The sequence below is a fragment of the Halorubrum sp. ARQ200 genome (assembly GCF_005435115.1).
In the GTDB taxonomy this organism is placed as follows: Archaea; Halobacteriota; Halobacteria; order Halobacteriales; family Haloferacaceae; genus Halorubrum; species Halorubrum tropicale.
Genome location: NZ_SGTZ01000014.1, coordinates 79,342 through 95,361, shown reverse-complemented (window position 1 = coordinate 95,361; position 16,020 = coordinate 79,342). Strand labels below are relative to the sequence as shown.

Below are 16,020 nucleotides of genomic sequence, written 5' to 3'. Positions count from 1 at the left end.
GGACTCGAAGGGGCAGCCGGGAGGCGGGCACAGGCGACGTAAGCACCGAAACGAGGGAGCAAAGCGACCGAGTGAGGCGCGCAGCGAGCGTGCGCCCGCCTCCCGGCTGGGGCTTCGGCGGTCTCGGCAACGGAGTCCCTGTTGGCCAAGGTACTCAGGTACATCCGAAGGGCTGGGACTTCGGAACCGTCAGTGCCGCTTTCCGCTCCGACGCGAGCCGCGACGGTCCGGCCCGTTACCGCGTCTCGGGACGACCCGCAAACCCCTAAGTCGCGGGGCACCAACCCGGCGTATGGTCGAGGCTCCACAGACCGCCGAAGGGTGGTTCTCGCTGCACGACTTCCGCTCGATCGACTGGGACGCCTGGCGCGAGGCGCCCGAGTCCGAGCGAGAGCGGGCGATCGAAGAGGGCGAGGCCTTTCTGAAACACCGCGAACTGGTCGCCGACGCCGACGACGGCGAGTCGGCGCTGTTCTCCGTGCTCGGACACAAGGCCGACCTCCTCTGCTTACACTTCCGGCCGTCGCTCGACGACCTCTCCGCGATCGAGCGCCGCTTCGAGGACACCGCGCTCGCGAAGTTCACCGAGCGCGAGACCTCCTACGTCTCCGTCACCGAGGTGTCGGGGTACGTCTCCGACGACTACTTCGAGGCGGGCGCCGACGCCGTCGACGAGGGGCTCCGCCGGTACATCGAGGGGAAGCTGAAGCCCGATATCCCGGACGAGGAGTACGTCAGCTTCTACCCGATGAGCAAGCGCCGCGGCGAGGAACACAACTGGTACGACCTCGAGTTCGAGGAGCGCGCCGAGCTGATGGCGAGCCACGGCGAGGTCGGCAAGGAGTACGCCGGGAAAATCAAGCAGGTGATCGCCTCCTCGGTCGGCTTCGACGAGCACGAGTGGGGCGTCACGCTGTTCGGCGCGGACCCGACCGACATCAAGGACATCGTCTACGAGATGCGGTTCGACCCCGCCTCCTCGCGGTACGGCGAGTTCGGTGACTTCTACGTCGGCCGGCGGTTCCCGCCGACCGACCTCGACGCCTTCCTCGCCGGGGAGACGGTCCCGACCGGCCGCGTCCCCGAGCGCGACAGCGCCGGCCACCCCCACGGCGGGGGCGGCCACGGAGACGAGGGGGGTCATCACGGCGAGGGGAGCCATCACGGCGACGACGGGCACGGCCGCGGCGAGGGCCACGACCGCTCGGGCGCGGGCGGCGGTCCCGCGCACGGCGACCACCCGCACGGCGACGGAGACGCCGGCGAGGGCGACCACCCCCACGGCGAGGGCGGCGGACACGGCGAGGAGGGGGGTCACGACGGCGACGGGGCCGACGACGAGGACATCCGCGGCGAGCTCGCCGACCTCGACATCTACGCCGGGAAGCCTCACGGCGAGGACGTGTACGCCACCGTGCTGTACAGCGAGGCCGACACCGAGGAGCTGTTCGACGAGGTCGAGGGGCTCCGCGGCAACTTCGACCACTACGGTACCCACGTCAAGACCGCGGTGTACGAGGGGCGCCACACCGACCGCGCCGCGGTCGTCTCCATCTGGGACACGGCGTCGGCGGCGGAGACGGCCGGCGGCTTCCTCTCGGAGCTGCCCGACATCGTCGCCCGCGCCGGCGAGGAGTCCGGCTTCGGGACGATGGGGATGTTCTACACCGTCAAGCCCGACTACCAGTCGGAGTTCGTCGAGACGTTCGACGACGTCGGCGACCTGCTCGGCGAGATGGACGGCCACGTCGAGACCGACCTGATGGTGAACGTCGAAGACGAGAACGACATGTTCATCGCCAGCCAGTGGAACGCGAAGGAGGACGCGATGGGCTTCTTCCGCTCCAACGAGTTCTCCGAGACCGTCCAGTGGGGCCGCGACGTGCTCGCCGACCGCCCGCGGCACGTCTTCCTGGCGTAGGTCGCTCGGCCACCGCGCGGTCGGCTCTCGCCGTCGGGCGGACCCGGTCGATCGGCTCTCGCCGTCCGGGGCTTGCGCGTCCCCCTCCGACCGCCGGGTTTTAGGTAGCGCTGCGGCGAACGAACGGGCATGTTCGACACCATCGTGGTCGCGACCGACGGCTCGGACAGCGTCGGGCGGGCCGTCTCGGTCGCGGTCGACGTGGCGGCGCGGTTCGACGCCGAGGTCCACGCGGTGTACGTCGTCGACGCCGGCGAGGTGGAGTCGTCGCCGGACACGGTCCGCGAGGACCTCCGCGACGCGCTCGACGACCAGGGGCGCGACGCGCTCGACCGCGTCTCGGCCGCGGCGCACGAACGCGACGGCGACCTCGACGTGACCATCGAGGTCCGCGAGGGCCGGCCGGCGTCGGAGATCGACGCGTACGCCCGCTCGGTCGACGCCGACCTCGTCGCGATGGGTACCAGGGGGCGCCACGGCGAGAACCGCTTCCTCATCGGCTCCGTCGCCGAGCGCGTCGTTCGGACCTGTCCGATCCCCGTGTTGACGGTCCGCCAACTGACCGAGGAGGACCCGCGCCGGACGACCGTCTGAGGGAGCGTGGCGGCCCGACGCCGCGGCCGACGCGAGAGCGGCGGAGTTTTCCGGCTGCCGCCCGCCACGACGGTATGGACGACGACCTCATCGACGCGGGGGACGCCCCCCGGTCGCGGTACACGAAGCTCCCGGGGAAGGGATTCTTCTACCCGGACTCGCTGGACGACGAGCGCGCCGAGCGCCGAGCGCGGGAGGCGATCGAGGGCAGCGAGGCGGTCGTGATCGCCGACGGCGACGCCGACGGCCTCGCCTGCGCCGCGATGGTCCGCGAGGCGTACGACGCCGCGCTCGACGTCGCGCCCTTCGAGGACGCCATCGCGGCGCGGCTGGAAGAGGCAGACGACGAGAGCGACGACGCGGACGACGACGGCGACGAGACGGCGGACGGCGACCCGCTCGCCGACGCCCACGCCGAGTCGCCGGTCGGGCTGCTCTCGGCCGGGCCGTACTCGATCGACACCGCGCTCGAACGGGTCGAGGCGTACGCCGACGACGGGATCGACCTGTTCGTCTGCGACCTCTGTCCCGACGACTACGAGCCGATCGCGGAGCCGCTGGAGGCGCTCGCGGACGCGACCGCGGCGATCCGCTGGTTCGACCACCACCAGTGGGACGACGCGACCGCGGCCGCGGTGCGCGACGCGGGCGTCGACCTCGTCGTCGGCGACTCCGACGAGGAGTGCACCGCCGACGTGACGCTCCGGTCGCTCGACCACGCGTTCGGCGACCGCTGGACCGACCTCGCCGCGGTCACGCGCGACCACGACCTCTGGATCAAGGAGGACCCGCGCTCCGACGACCTCGCCGACTACTCCTACTGGGCCGGCGCCGAGGAGTACGCGGCCGTGATCGGCGCGTACGGCGTCGACCTCCCCGAGACGGTTCGGTCGTTCGTCGAGGAGCGACGCGTCGAGAAGGAGGCCCGGATCGACCTCGCGGTCGGCCGCGCGGTCACCCACGAGGTCGGCGACTGGCGCGTCGCGGTCACCTACGGCCGCTGCTCGCAGAACGAGGTCGCGGAGGCGCTCCGCGAGGCCGGCGCCGACGCCGCCGTGATCGTCAAGCCCGCCGGGTCGGCGTCGATCCGCGGCTCCGAGGACTTCCGCCACGCGCACGAGGTCGCCGGTCGCGTGAACGGCGGCGGCCACCCGCAGGCGGCGGGCTGTAAGCCCGACATCTACGACGACATGCTCGACTACGCCCACCACTGGAGCACCGAGGGACAGGCGTGTAAGCGCGTCATCCTCGCGGCGTTCGAGGCGGTCGCCGAGGAGGTCGACGCCGCGGGCGGCGAGGACGGGGCCGCGACAGCCGAGTAGATGGATGGCGGACGTCTTCGTCGCCGGCGAGGCGCTCGTCGGCTTCGCGCCGAGGCGGAGGAGACGCTGCGCGAGGTCGACGGCGACGCCCGCCGCCCCGGCGGCGCGCCCGCCAACGTCGCGGTCGGCCTCGCGCGGCTCGGCTCGCCGCCCGCGTTCCGGACGGGCCTCGGCGACGACGCGTTCGGGGAGCTCCTCGCGGAGCGAAAGTGAGCGGGGAGGAAACGAACCGAGCGGTCGGGGCGTCGCCTACGACGAGGACGGCGACATCTCGATGTTGAGGCTCTTCTGGACGAGCTGCGTGAACGCCATCGAACAGAGGAAGTACCAGAGGATCCACATCTGGATTGGGCCGACGATCCCCGTGTCCCACGTGACGGTCCCGGCGAGCGGGACGACGAGCTCCTGGGCGGCGACGGCCGGGTACGCGGCGTCGGAGCCGCGGTAGCCGATCACCCAGAACATCCAGAGGAACGCGGGGATGGTGAGGAACATGATCCACACCATCGGGCGGAACTGCTCTTTGAACATGCCGAGCTGGTCGCCCATCGCCTCCATCTGCTCTTCCTGGATCTGGTCGAGCGCCTCGTCGTCGTCGCGCTTCTCGGCCTCCTTCCGGCGCTCCTGGATGTCTTTCATCCGCTCCTGGTACGCGCCCATCTTCTCCATGTCCATGAGCCCGGCGCGCAGGAGCGTCGAGTACAGCCCCGTCCCGAGCGCGATGACCATGATGACGACGTAGAACGGGACGAGGTTCAGGAGCGGGCCGAGGACCACGTCGATGGCGCCCGCGATCGCGTTGCGGACCGGCGGGACCGCGTAGCCGACGAACGCGCCGACGGTCGCCAGCCCGGCGAGCTTGTCCCACTTCGACCAGCTGGTCGTCTCGGGCGTCTCGACGTCGCCGCCGCCCCCGTCGTCGTCCTCCATGCCGGCCTCGATGCCGTCGCGGTCGGCCAGCGCGAACCCCTCCTCGCCGTCGACGAGGATCTCCTTCTCGATGAGCCGGCCCCACTGCCCGCTCGTGATCTCGTCGCGAACGTCGACCCAGCGGACCTCGCCGCCGCTGGCGTTGTCGAGGACGACTTGGATGGCGTCCCGCATCTCGCCGTCCTCGCGGACCAGCGAGCGGACTCGCCGTTCGACTTTGCTCATTACCGGCCGGTTAGCGGTCGACGGTTAAGAACCTTGTAGAATCGCCGCTCGAATCGCTTCCGGGGGCGACGCGGATCGGTTCGCGGCGGCGCGCGTCGCCCCTCGGCGCGCCGCGTCAGTTCTCGACGACGTCGCGGATCCGCTCGAAGACCTCGTCCGGGGTCGCCTCGCCGTCGACCTCGACGAGGACGCCCTCGTCGCGGAAGTGGTCGACCACGGGCTCGGTGTTGTCGTAGAACACTTCGAGGCGCTCTCGGGCCGTCTCCTCGGTGTCGTCCTCGCGCTGGACGAGGTCGCCGCCGCACTCGTCGCAGACGCCCGGCTCCTCCGGGGGCTGGAAGTCGACGTGGTAGTTCGCGCCGCAGTCGTCGCAGACGCGGCGGCCGGTGAGGCGGTCCACGAGGACCTCCTCGTCGACGTCGAGGAGGACGACCGCGTCGAGGTCCGTAATCTCAGAGAGGTACTCGGCCTGGTCGAGGTTGCGCGGGTAGCCGTCGAGGACGAACCCGTCGGCGTCCTCGAGCGCGGCCTTCACGATCTCGTTGACGACCGGGTCCGGGACCAGTTCGCCCGCGTCCATGAACGACTTGGGCGTCCCGTACTCCGTCTCCATCTCCTTGTTCGCGCGGAGCGCGTCGCCGGTCGTGACGTGCTCGACGCCGTACTCGTCGGCGAGCTTCGCGCTCTGCGTCCCCTTCCCGGCGCCGGGCGCCCCCAACAGCAGAATTCGGTGACTCATACCGGAGCGGTCGCGGGCCGCCCCTAAAGGATTGAAGATTCCGGCCAGCCCTACTCGTCGCCGTCGGGCTCGTCCGCGGATCCGCCGGCCTCCTCCGCGGCCGCCTCGGCGGCGCAGAGGCGCAGCCCCATCTCCAGTTCGAAGCTCTCGGCGTCCGAGGTCTCGAAGCCGATCTTCTTGTACAGCGAGACCGCGGCGCGGTTCCACCGCTCGACGGTGAGCCACACCTTCGCGACGCCGTTCGCCTGCCCGTGCCCGAGCAGCCCGCGGATGAGGTGGGTGCCGATCCCGGCGCGCTGGTACTCCTGGTGGACGAAGATCGCCAGCTCGTAGGCGTCGCCGTCGGGCACGAGCGTCGCGTGGCCGGCCGCCTCGTCGCCGCACCAGGCGATCACGTTGTAGCAGTCGTCGGCGAGGATGGCGCCGAGCCACTCGCGGATGCGCTCCTCCCCGCCCGGCGGGATCCCCTGCGCGCGGTCGGCCGGGTCGAAGTCGTCGTACATCTCGACCAGGGCCTCGCGGGCCGCCTCGTCGCCCTCGTACGGCCGGACCTCGATCTCGCGGTCCTCGCGGTCAGTGAACGCGGTCGGCGGCGGCGGGAACTCGTCCGCCACCGCGTCCGGGTAGCCTCGGTCGCTCATCTGACCAGCGTCACCGATGTCTTTGCGTTCAACAGGACGAACTCCGCGATCGACCCGATCGTGATCTTCCCCATCGGGCTCGTGTGGCCGCCGCCGAGGACGATTTCCTCGAACCCCTCGGTCTCGGCGATCTCGACCAGCCGGCTCCCCGGGTCGCCCTCGACGCGCCGCACCTCGGCGTCTATCGCGGCGTCGTCGACCGCCTCCCGGGCGCGGTCCAGCACGTCCTCGGGGGCGACCGACGAGTCCTCGTTGTCGACCACGGCGATCGTCAGGTCGTCGTCCGCGACCGCCGCGCGCTCGACCGTCCGGTCGAGCGCGCGGAACGAGTCGTCGCTGCCGCCGATCCCGCAGAGCACTTTCATGCCCCATCCCTCCACGCGACGGTACAAAAGTGGATCTCCGGCGTCCGACCACCGACAACCCTTTTGCCCGCCCGCGGGGTTTCGAACGTATGAGCGACAACACCGGTCCGGCGGCCGACGACGCCGAGAGGACCGGCGACGCCGCCGCGGACCGCGTTCCCTCCGAGGGCGGCGACGGCGGTGAAGCGACCGGCGGAGACCCGACGGCCCCCGACGAGGACGCGGCGGCCGAGGACGCGACGGACGGCGAGAACGCGGCGGCCGACGACGCGACGGACGTGCCCCGCGACGTCCAGAAGTACGAGCGGTTCCAGAAGATGGACGGGGCGCGCTACGAGCGCGTCAACGAGTTCCTCCGCGACCGGACGTACATCACGGCCCGCGAGTGGGCGATAGCGCGGCTCTGCGCCGACTTCCGCACGGAGACAGGCGTCGAGATGACGAAGATCGGCGAGAACCTCCCCGAACTCGTCCCCTTCATGACCGACACCTACACCCCGCAGGCGGTCAACCAGGCGCGCTACTCCTTCGAGGAGAAGGTGACGAAGGCGGGCGCGACGTTCCTCTACGGGGCGATGTCCGGCTTCTTCACCGCCGAGGACTTAGACGAGATGATGTACGAGGTGACGGAGGTCGCGAAGTTCCTCCTCGAAGTGGAGGGCGTCGACCTCGCCGTCGCCGACGAGCTGGAGGCCGAAGACAAGATCAGCGAGGTGATGCGCGACGTGCGCGCCTCCTCGGCGGACCTCCGCGGCGAGGAAGTGCGCTGCCCCGAGTGCGGTCACGTTCACGAGCCGGAGGAGTGACGATGGACGGCTTCCCGGAGGCGCTCGACGCGACCCCGGACCCGACGCTCGTCGTCGACGGCGACGGCGTCGTCCGCGCGGGCACGCCGAGCGTCGAGGGGGTCTTCGGGCTCGAGCCGGCCGAGCTCTCGGGGCGGTCGGTCAGCGCCGTGTTCGAGGACCCGACGGAGGTGGACCGAGACGACGCCGCGGCGACCGCGGCCCTCGACGCCGACCCGGGCGACGGCGACGCCGAGCCCGCCGGCGAGGCGACGGGCGACGGGGAGGCCGACGCGGGCGACACCGTCGCCGCGCTGGTCGACGCGGTGCGCGCCGGGGAGTCCCGGTCGCTGGCCGACGGGTTCGAACTCGTCGTGCGCCGCGGCGACGGCGTCCTGATCCCGGTCCGCGTCAGCGTCGGCGCCTTCGGGCTCGACGCCGACTCGTACGCGGTCGTCACCGCGATAGACGTCTCGAACGAGCGGACGCGGCAGCTGGCGCTCCGGCGCCGCACGGAGACGCTCGAATCGCTCCACGAGGCGACCAGGGAGCTGCTGAAGACGACGGACAGGGAGGCGGCCGCCGAGGCGGCGGTGTCGTACGTCGACGACGTGCTCGGCCACCCCATCGCCGCGATCTGGTTCCACGACGAGCGGCGCGACGCGCTCGAACCGGCCGTCTGGACCGAGACCGCGGAGGCGGTGGTCGGCGACCACCCGACGTTCGACGCCGCGGGGCAGAGCATCACCTGGGAGGTCTTCGAGAGCGGCGAGCCGACCTACGTGGCGGACGTCGCCGACGACCCCGACCGGTACACAGAGGACGCGACGATCCGCAGCGAGCTCGTCGTCCCGCTCGGCCGGTACGGCGTGTTGAACGTCGGCGCCACGGTCCCCGACGCCTTCTCCGAGTCCGACCTGGCGATCGCGCGCATCTGGGCGGCGACGGTGACGATGGTGCTCGTCCGCATCGAGCGGGAGCGACAGCTCCGCCGCCGCGAGGCGGAGGTGGCCCGCGAGCGCGACCGCCTGGAGGAGTTCGCCAGCCTCGTCTCGCACGACCTCCGGAGCCCGCTCAACGTCGCGACCGGCAACCTCGAGATGGTCGCCGACCGGCTCGCCGAGGAGTCGATAGAGGTCGCGGAGCTGAGCGCGGTGAAGCGCTCGCTGGACCGGATGGACGCGCTCATCGAGGACCTGCTCGCGCTGGCCCGGCAGGGGGCCGGCATCGACGAGGCGGAGCCGGTCCCCCTCGCCGACCTCGCCGCGGAGTGCTGGGAGACCGTCGACACCGAGGACGCGACGCTCGCGGTCGAGACGGACGCCGTCGTCGCCGCGGACCGCAGCCGCCTGCGGCAGGCGCTGGAGAACCTCTTCGGCAACGCGGTCGAACACGGGGGGAGGGACGTCGCCGTCGCGGTCGGGACGCTCGACGACGGCGACGGTTTCTACGTCGAGGACGACGGCCCGGGCGTCGGCCCCGACGACAGGGAGTCGGTGTTCGAGGCGGGCGTGACGACGGACCCCGACGGCACCGGCTTCGGGCTGAAGATCGTCGCCGAGGTCGCGGAGGCGCACGGGTGGACGGTCGAACTCGGCGACAGCGACGGCGGCGCGCGGTTCGAGTTCCGCGGCGTCGAGTTCGCGCCCCCGGACGAGCCGGCAGAGTGAGGCGGCGTCGCGCGGGAGCCTCGCGGGCTCAGTCGTCGGCGGGCGCCGCGCTCGCGGGGTCGATCCCGTCGCCATGTCCGGGAACGGTGCCGTCGTCGTTCCAGCCGCGGAGCGCGTAGTACTCCGACAGCGCCGCGTCGAACCCCTCGATCGCGTCGGCGTACGGGAGCGTGTCGTCCGCGCGGTCGAAGCCGCGGGCGTTGTTGAACGCGCGCTCTAACTCGACGACCCGGGCGCCGAGCGTCTGGAGATCCTCGTAGTCGGCGTCGAGCAGCGCGGCGAGCCGGTCGTCGGTGACGGTGCCCCGGGAGAACTTACAGACGACCGCGGAGTCCAGCACCGCGTTGCGGTTCTCCTTCGCGACGAGCTTCGGTGGCTTCCCCGCCAGCCCCTCGGGATCGAACGCCTCGTCGGGGTCGACGAGCGGGTACTCGTACGGGTAGAACTCGCCGTACATGTGGTCGGCGCCGCGGTTCGCGGTCGCGAACGCGAGCCCCTGCCCGTTGAGCGCGCGGCCGTCGTGCCCGGAGAAGGCCATCCCCTTCACCGTCCAGTCGTCGGCGCCGAACTCCTCGTGGGCGCGGTGGACGCCCTCCGCGAGCTTGTCGCCGACGCCCTCGCGGTAGGCGATCTGCTCGACGAGCTCGCGGACCAGCTCCGCGTTGCCGAACTCGTCTTCGCTCCGGAGGTACATCGAGACGGCGTCGCCACAGGAGATGGTGTCCATCCCGAGCTCGTCGCACAGCTCGTTGGCGGCCATCACGTCGACGATGTCGTCGACGCCCGCGTTCGACCCGAACGCCATCACGGTCTCGAACTCGGGTCCCTCCGTCTCGACGCCGGTGGCCTCGTCGCGGGTCGGGAGCTTACAGGCGAACGCGCACTGCGAGCAGGTCCCCTGCTTGTACTTCTTCTCCTCGACGCGGTCGCCGGAGATGCCCTCGACGCCCTCGAAGGAGGTCTCGGCGAAGTAGTAGGAGGGGAGCGCGTCCACCTCGTTTGCCAGCTCCGTCACGCTCGTCGTCCCCTGCCGCTTCATGATCGAGTCGGAGGTCGCCGCCTCGCGGTGGACCTCGGCCGCCTCGTCGGGCCAGTCGAGGTCGATGTCGGCCGCCGCGTCGCCCTCGAAGGTGAGCGCCTTCACGCCCTTCGCGCCGAGGACGGCCCCGAGCCCGCCGCGGCCGAACGCGCGGGTGTCCGAGGTCATGATCGAGGCGAACCGGACCTCGTTCTCGCCGGCGGGACCGACGCAGGCGACGTGTTCCGGCTCCAGGCCGTGCGTCTCCGCGAGGCGGTCCGAGACGGCGGACACCTCCGCCTGCGCGAGGTCCGGGACTTCCTCGAACGTCACGTCCGGCTCGCCGTCGTCCCCGATCTCCCGGACGTGAACCGCGAGCAGGTCGTCGCTCGCGCCGACGACCTCGACCGCGGCGTACCCCGCGCCCGTGAAGTTCCGCGAGAGGAACCCGCCGGCGTTCGACGACAGCAGGCCGTTCGTCAGCGGCGAGAGGCCCGTGGCGGCCATGCGGCCGGTGTAGGAGGTCGTCGAGTACTGCATCGGCCCGGTCGAGAGGTAGAGCCGGTTCTCCGGGCCGAGCGGGTCGGCGTCGAACGGGATCCGGTCGTACGCGAGCGACGTGTTGAGCCCGCGGCCGCCGACGAACGACGCGAGCCGGTCGTCGATCCGCGTCGTCGACGCGGTCCGCTCCGTCAGGTCGATCGTGAGGAGCGGTCCCTGTGCGTGTCTCATGGACGAACAGAGCGAGCGAGCGGCGATAAACCTCGGGGTGCGGGCGGCGCGCGCCGCGCCGCCGTCGAACGGCGCCGCCGGTCGCCGGGCGCCGTCAGCCGTCGAGGACGTGGTGCGTCACCGCGTCGACGCCGGACTCCGCCGTGTCGAGCGTCGCGACCCGGAACGCGTCGTCGGCGCCCTCGACCGGGATGGGGAGGCCGCCGGGGTTCACGCGGACGGTCCCGCCCCGCGCTTCGACGCCGTGCGCGTGGGTGTGGCCGTGGAGCACGTAGTCGTAGTCGCCGCAGTCGACGAGCGCGTCGACGACGAGGCCGCTCGTGCCGTGGGTGACCGCGACGTCGACCGCGTCGGCGCCGGTCGCGTCGCCGCTGCCCGCGCCGTCGAACGAGAGCGCGGCGGCCTCCCCGTGGTACTCACCGAACGCCTCGACCGTCGACTCGACGGCCCACTCCCCGTCATTGTTCCCGCGGACCGCGTGGAAGTCGAAGTCCCCGTCGAACGGCGTCACGGAGAAGGGCGCGACGAAGTCGCCGCAGTGGACGACGGCGTCGACCCCCTCGCGCTCGAACAGCGAGACGGCCGCCTCGACGGCGGCCAGGTCGTCGTGCGTGTCGGAGACGATCCCAACGAGCATACCGGCCGAACGCCGGCAGGCCACTTCAACCTCCGGCTACTCCCCGGTCAGCGCCTCGCTCGCGGGCGCGAAGTCGATGGGCTCGCCCCGTCCGGCGTCGCTCGCGCGCTCGTAGAGCATGTGCGCGGCCGCGACCGTCTCGACCCCGGTCCCGCCCGAGTCGAAGACGGTCACCGCCTCGTCGCTCGTCCGGCCGGGGTGGTCGCCCGTGACGACCGCGCCCAGATCGGCCGCGATCCCCTCGCCCTCCGCGATCAGACCCGCCGCGACCGCGGCGAGGTACGAACCGGCGTCCTGCGTCGCGCGCGCTCTCAGGTCGGGGACGTAGGTGGCGCGCGCGACGAGTTCGGGCGGCAGCTCGTTCTTCTCCGGGTGGTACTGGCCCATCGCCGTGACGTGGGTTCCCGGCTCGACGTCGGCGTCGGCGATGACGGGGTCGCTCGCGGTCGTCGCGGTGATCACCACGTCGGCGCCCGCCAGCGCGTCGCCCGCGCTCTCGACCGGCGACACGTCGGCGTCGAGTCGCTCGTCGAAGTCGGCGGCGAACGACACGCGGTTCTCCGCGGTCGGGGAAAAGACGCGGACCGCCTCGAACTCGCGGACCGTCGCGGTCGTCGCGACCTGCCCGCGCGCCTGCGCGCCGCTGCCGATCACGGCGAGGTCGGTCGCGTCGTCGCGGGCGAGCGCGTCGACCGCGACGGCGCCCGCGGCGCCGGTCTTGAACGGGTTCATCGACGCGCCGTCGAGCAGCGCGAGCGGCTCGCCGGACTCGGCGTCGAACAGCGGCGTCATGAACCACGCGTCGCCCGCGCCGAACCCCGCCGAGTAGGTGTACCCGCCCATCGCCCCCGTCTCCGGGAGGACCGCGGCGTAGGTGGTGAACATGCCCGGCGGCTCGCGGTTGAACAGCTTCGTCCGCGGTTCGGCCGGCGCGCCCTCGCCCACCTGCCGGTACGCGTCGCGGACCGCCGCGACGTAGTCGGCCGGCTCCGCGAGGTCGTCGACGTCGCCGCTCGACAGGAACAGGGTCTCCGTCATGCCCGACCACTCGCGGCGGGGGGACTAAACGGTACAGGACGCGGCGAGCGGGCGGGGCGACGGCCCCGGACCGGGGAGGCCGGGCGGCCGAGCGCTCAGTCGGCGGCGCCCGCCGAGGAGCCGCCGGTCGCCGAGCGCTCGCCGGCCTCCCCGTCGAGCGACCGGCGTGCGGGCGCCTCGCCCGCGACTGGATTTCGGACGAACATCGCGTGAGCCATCACCGCGCCCGCGGCCGCGGCGCCGACCGGGAGCGCGGCGGTCAGGGGCAGCCCGACCAGCGTGAGCGAGGCGGTCACACCGATCAACGCGCCCGGAATGAGCCCAAGGACGTAGTCGTAGTATCCAGCCATGCTTTCGTTGAATACTAAGTGGATAGTCCGTATTAAATTTTTCTCGCGGTTCGCAAGTGGTTCGGACGTGTACACACCGATGTGACTCATAACTTATGAGCCGCGCGGGGGACCGGGCAGCCGTGTCGGTCGGACGGCGAGAAGGGGCGACGCGGTCGGTCGCCGGAGTCGGCGCCGGTACGCGGGAGCTACCGCAGTCGGAAGTAGAGCGAGCGCCAGCCGCCGAGCGCGAGCGATCCCAGCACGAGCATGACGGCCGCGAAGGTGAGCTCGGCGCCGCCGCGGAAGACGAACGCGCGGAGCGCCAGCCCGACGACCGCCGCGGGGATCCACGACCTGACGACGAGCGGCACCGACGACTTCGCCGTCTCGGCCGCGCCCGCGGAGTAGGCGCCGACGAGCGGCGCCACCGCCGCCCAGCCGATCAGGAACGGGGCGTAGACGCCGGGGAGGTACAGCGGGTTGGCGGTGAGGAACGCGACCGACTGGTGGTTGAGCGTCCCGACGGTCAAGAGTAGGATCAACGCGCTCACGTCGCCGACGACCAGCGGGGCGGCGTCGCGGTCGAGGCGAGCGGCGAGAAACGACGGAGCGTCCATACCGACCCCTGCGGGCCGCCCCCACTTTTACGCACGGATTCGTCGGCGCGGCCCGACTCCGCGACGGCGCCGGGCCGTCACTCGTACAGCGGGTGCGCCTCGCAGAGTTCGACGACGCGCTCGCCGACCTCGTAGATCACGTCGTCGCTGTCGACGTCGTCGACGACGCGGTAGATCAGCTCGCCGACCTCCTCGACCGCGTCCGCGTCGAACCCGCGCGTCGTGAGCCCGGCGGTGCCCGCGCGGATCCCGGAGGGGTCGAACGGCGAGCGCGTCTCGCCGGGGACCGTGTTCCCGTTCAGGACGATGTTCGCGGCCGCGAGCGCGTCCTCGGCCTCGCCGCCCGAGAGGTCCGGGTGCGAGTCGCGCAGGTCGGCGAGCACGAGGTGGTTGTCGGTGCCGCCGGAGACCAGCGAGAGGCCGTGCTCCCGGAGGGTCTCGGCGAGCACCTCGGCGTTGTCGACCACGTTCCGGGCGTACTCCTCGAACTCGGGCTGGAGCGCCTCCTTGAAGCCGACCGCCTTGCCGGCGACGTTGTGCATCAGCGGGCCGCCCTGCCCGCCGGGGAAGACGGCCGCGTCGACGTCGTCCGCGAACTCCGCGTCGCACATCACGATCCCGCCGCGGCCGGCGCGGATCGTCTTGTGGGTCGAGCCGGTGACGAAGTCCGCGACGCCGACCGGCGAGGGGTGCACGCCGGCGGCGACGAGCCCGGTGATGTGCGCGATGTCGGCGAGGTGGTAGGCGTCGACCGCGTCGGCGGCCGCCTGGATCTCCTCCCAGTCGACGGTGCGGGGGTACGCGGAGTAGCCCGAGACGATGATGTCCGGGTCGAACGACTCGGCGGTGTCCCGGAGCCCCTCGTAGTCGATGTAGCCGCTCTCGGGGTCGACCTCGTACTGCTCGACGTCGTACAGCTGCCCCGTGAAGTTCGCGGGGTGGCCGTGCGAGAGGTGGCCCCCGTGGTTCAGCTCCAGCGAGAGGATCTTGTCGCCCGGTTCGAGGACGGAGTAGTACACCGCCTGGTTCGCCTGCGTGCCGGAGTGGGGCTGGACGTTGACGTGCTCGGCCCCCCACAGCTCCTTCGCGCGTTCGATCGCCAGTTCCTCGACCTCGTCGGCGTACTCGCAGCCGGCGTAGTAGCGCGACCCCGGGTAGCCCTCGGCGTACTTGTTGGTGAGGACGCTGCCCTGCGCCTCCAGTACCGCCTCGCTCACGTGGTTCTCGCTCGCGATCATCGCGAGCGTCTGCTCCTGTCTGTCGCGCTCGCCGGCCAGCGCGTCGGCGACCGCCGGGTCGACCTCCCGGACGTGCTCGTGGTCCATGTGCGAACCCGGGCGCGACCGCGCATTAATCCTTCCGTCGCCGCCGCGGCACCCCGCCGCCGATCGGTCGCGCACGCGGCGTCGACGGCGACCGTCGAGGCGCCGATCGACCGGCGACCGCGGTCGGGGCTGATCGGGCGATTTCGGCCTTTTGAGACCTCCTACGTGAGTTGTCCGAAGCATGAACCCCGTTAATATTAAATACGCAACTGGCTTTTATACTGAGAGACAAATGGTATCGAATTTACTGGCGGCCGACGTCGAGGCGGCGCTCGAAGCGGCCTTCGCCGGGGGCGACGACGAGCTGCTCGTCGTGGACCCCTCCGCGGAGACGATCGTATCGCTGGTCGAGACCGCCGTCGGGCGGGACGACCTCCCGGAGCTGTCGATGCTCGCCGACGAGCGCACCCTCAAGGACGTCATGGACGACTTCGTCGTCGCGTCCCGGGCGGCCGACCTCGTGGCCGACGGCGCTTTGGACCTCAGGGTGCTGGACGGCGAGGTCGACAACGCGCTGTTCGTCTCTCCCTCTCGGGTCGTGGCGCTCGTCACCGCCGGGGACGACGTCGCCGCGCTCTCGACCGACGACGGCGAGTTCGTCGACCAGGTGTACGAGTCCCACCGCGGCGCGTTCGAGGACGCCGAGCCGTACACGCTCCGCACGCCGGCGATCAGCCGGGTCCGCGAGACGATGACGTCGGAGATCGGCGAGGAGGCCCGCGCCGACTTCGACGCCGTCCTCGACGCGACAGAGGGCGGCGACGGCACCGACCTCGACGAGGTGACCGTCTCGCTGCTCGTCGCGGCGAAGAACGACGTGCTGCTCTACGACATCTCGAAGTGGGGCGAGGACGTCGGAATCGCCTCGAAGGCGACGTTCTCCCGGACGAAGACGCGCTTAGAGGACTTGGGGATCATCGACACCGAGAAGGTCCCGATCGACGTCGGCCGCCCCCGGCTCCGCCTGAAGCTCGGCGACGAGCGGCTCGAAGGGGCCGACGCCGCCGACCTCGCCGCCGAGGCCGCCGAGATGCTGGCGGCCACGCCGGCCTGAGCGGGCCGCCCGCCCGACCGCCGCCTCCTTCTCTTTCCTCGCGTCCCCGAGCGTTCGTTCCCCGTCCGCCCTCCC

At 71.7% G+C, this 16,020-nt stretch carries 16 protein-coding genes and 1 pseudogene; 7 read left to right on the top strand and 10 right to left on the bottom strand.

The window, feature by feature from the left end; genetic code table 11:
- Window positions 1-292: 292 nt before the first annotated feature.
- From EXE50_RS14615 to EXE50_RS14600, 4 genes and pseudogenes are all read left to right on the top strand, one after another.
- A complete protein-coding gene (locus tag EXE50_RS14615) occupies window positions 293-1,921 on the top strand; it encodes a heme-binding protein (protein WP_137705414.1) in 1,629 nt (542 codons plus the stop codon).
- A gap of 129 nt (window positions 1,922-2,050) precedes the next feature.
- Entirely contained in the window at window positions 2,051-2,515 is a 465-nt protein-coding gene (locus tag EXE50_RS14610) for a universal stress protein (RefSeq protein WP_053770694.1), read from the top strand.
- Window positions 2,516-2,589: 74 nt separating this feature from the next.
- Window positions 2,590-3,837, top strand: coding sequence for a DHH family phosphoesterase (locus tag EXE50_RS14605; RefSeq protein ID WP_053770693.1), 1,248 nt, complete (start codon window positions 2,590-2,592; stop codon window positions 3,835-3,837).
- 4 nt (window positions 3,838-3,841) lie between these two features.
- Window positions 3,842-4,041: pseudogene (locus EXE50_RS14600) on the top strand (PfkB family carbohydrate kinase); the annotation flags it as partial.
- A 45-nt stretch (window positions 4,042-4,086) separates the two neighbouring features.
- Here EXE50_RS14600 and EXE50_RS14595 read toward each other — a convergent pair.
- From EXE50_RS14595 to EXE50_RS14580, 4 genes are all read right to left on the bottom strand, one after another.
- Window positions 4,087-4,992, bottom strand: coding sequence for a DUF106 domain-containing protein (locus tag EXE50_RS14595; protein WP_137705413.1), 906 nt, complete (start codon window positions 4,990-4,992; stop codon window positions 4,087-4,089).
- 115 nt (window positions 4,993-5,107) lie between these two features.
- Window positions 5,108-5,731: an adenylate kinase gene (locus EXE50_RS14590; protein WP_053770690.1), complete on the bottom strand. Its 624-nt coding sequence runs from the start codon at window positions 5,729-5,731 to the stop codon at window positions 5,108-5,110.
- A gap of 50 nt (window positions 5,732-5,781) precedes the next feature.
- Window positions 5,782-6,372, bottom strand: coding sequence for a GNAT family N-acetyltransferase (locus tag EXE50_RS14585; RefSeq protein ID WP_053770689.1), 591 nt, complete (start codon window positions 6,370-6,372; stop codon window positions 5,782-5,784).
- On the bottom strand, window positions 6,369-6,737 hold the full coding sequence (locus tag EXE50_RS14580; RefSeq protein ID WP_053770688.1) for a universal stress protein: 369 nt from the start codon (window positions 6,735-6,737) through the stop codon (window positions 6,369-6,371). The genes EXE50_RS14585 and EXE50_RS14580 overlap by 4 nt, the downstream gene beginning before the upstream one ends.
- An 89-nt stretch (window positions 6,738-6,826) precedes the next feature.
- Between EXE50_RS14580 and EXE50_RS14575 the strand changes: the two genes are divergently transcribed.
- Window positions 6,827-7,543, top strand: coding sequence for a DUF5806 family protein (locus EXE50_RS14575; RefSeq protein ID WP_137705412.1), 717 nt, complete (start codon window positions 6,827-6,829; stop codon window positions 7,541-7,543).
- Window positions 7,544-7,545: 2 nt separating this feature from the next.
- Window positions 7,546-9,192: an ATP-binding protein gene (locus EXE50_RS14570; RefSeq protein WP_240471123.1), complete on the top strand. Its 1,647-nt coding sequence runs from the start codon at window positions 7,546-7,548 to the stop codon at window positions 9,190-9,192.
- Window positions 9,193-9,220: 28 nt separating this feature from the next.
- Here the strand turns inward: EXE50_RS14570 and EXE50_RS14565 are convergent, their stop codons facing one another.
- The 6 genes from EXE50_RS14565 to glyA all read right to left on the bottom strand — a co-directional run bounded on the left by EXE50_RS14565 (window position 9,221) and on the right by glyA (window position 14,891).
- The gene (locus EXE50_RS14565; RefSeq protein WP_053770685.1) at window positions 9,221-10,942 is read right to left on the bottom strand and encodes an aldehyde ferredoxin oxidoreductase family protein; all 1,722 of its coding nucleotides are present in this window, start codon (window positions 10,940-10,942) and stop codon (window positions 9,221-9,223) included.
- Window positions 10,943-11,036: 94 nt separating this feature from the next.
- A complete protein-coding gene (locus EXE50_RS14560; protein ID WP_137705411.1) occupies window positions 11,037-11,579 on the bottom strand; it encodes a metallophosphoesterase in 543 nt (180 codons plus the stop codon).
- A 36-nt stretch (window positions 11,580-11,615) separates the two neighbouring features.
- Window positions 11,616-12,617 carry an ornithine cyclodeaminase family protein gene (locus EXE50_RS14555; RefSeq protein WP_137705410.1) on the bottom strand — a complete coding sequence of 334 codons (1,002 nt, stop codon included), beginning with the start codon at window positions 12,615-12,617 and terminating at the stop codon, window positions 11,616-11,618.
- 95 nt (window positions 12,618-12,712) lie between these two features.
- Window positions 12,713-12,967, bottom strand: coding sequence for a hypothetical protein (locus EXE50_RS14550; RefSeq protein WP_053770682.1), 255 nt, complete (start codon window positions 12,965-12,967; stop codon window positions 12,713-12,715).
- 188 nt (window positions 12,968-13,155) lie between these two features.
- Window positions 13,156-13,566 carry a DUF3054 domain-containing protein gene (locus EXE50_RS14545; RefSeq protein ID WP_137705409.1) on the bottom strand — a complete coding sequence of 137 codons (411 nt, stop codon included), beginning with the start codon at window positions 13,564-13,566 and terminating at the stop codon, window positions 13,156-13,158.
- Window positions 13,567-13,643: 77 nt separating this feature from the next.
- Complete coding sequence (gene glyA / locus EXE50_RS14540; protein ID WP_053770680.1) at window positions 13,644-14,891, bottom strand: serine hydroxymethyltransferase; 1,248 nt, start codon at window positions 14,889-14,891, stop codon at window positions 13,644-13,646.
- 232 nt (window positions 14,892-15,123) lie between these two features.
- On the opposite strand from glyA, the gene tbsP reads away from it, so the two are divergent.
- Window positions 15,124-15,945 carry a transcriptional regulator TbsP gene (tbsP, locus tag EXE50_RS14535; protein WP_137705408.1) on the top strand — a complete coding sequence of 274 codons (822 nt, stop codon included), beginning with the start codon at window positions 15,124-15,126 and terminating at the stop codon, window positions 15,943-15,945.
- Window positions 15,946-16,020 lie beyond the last annotated feature (75 nt).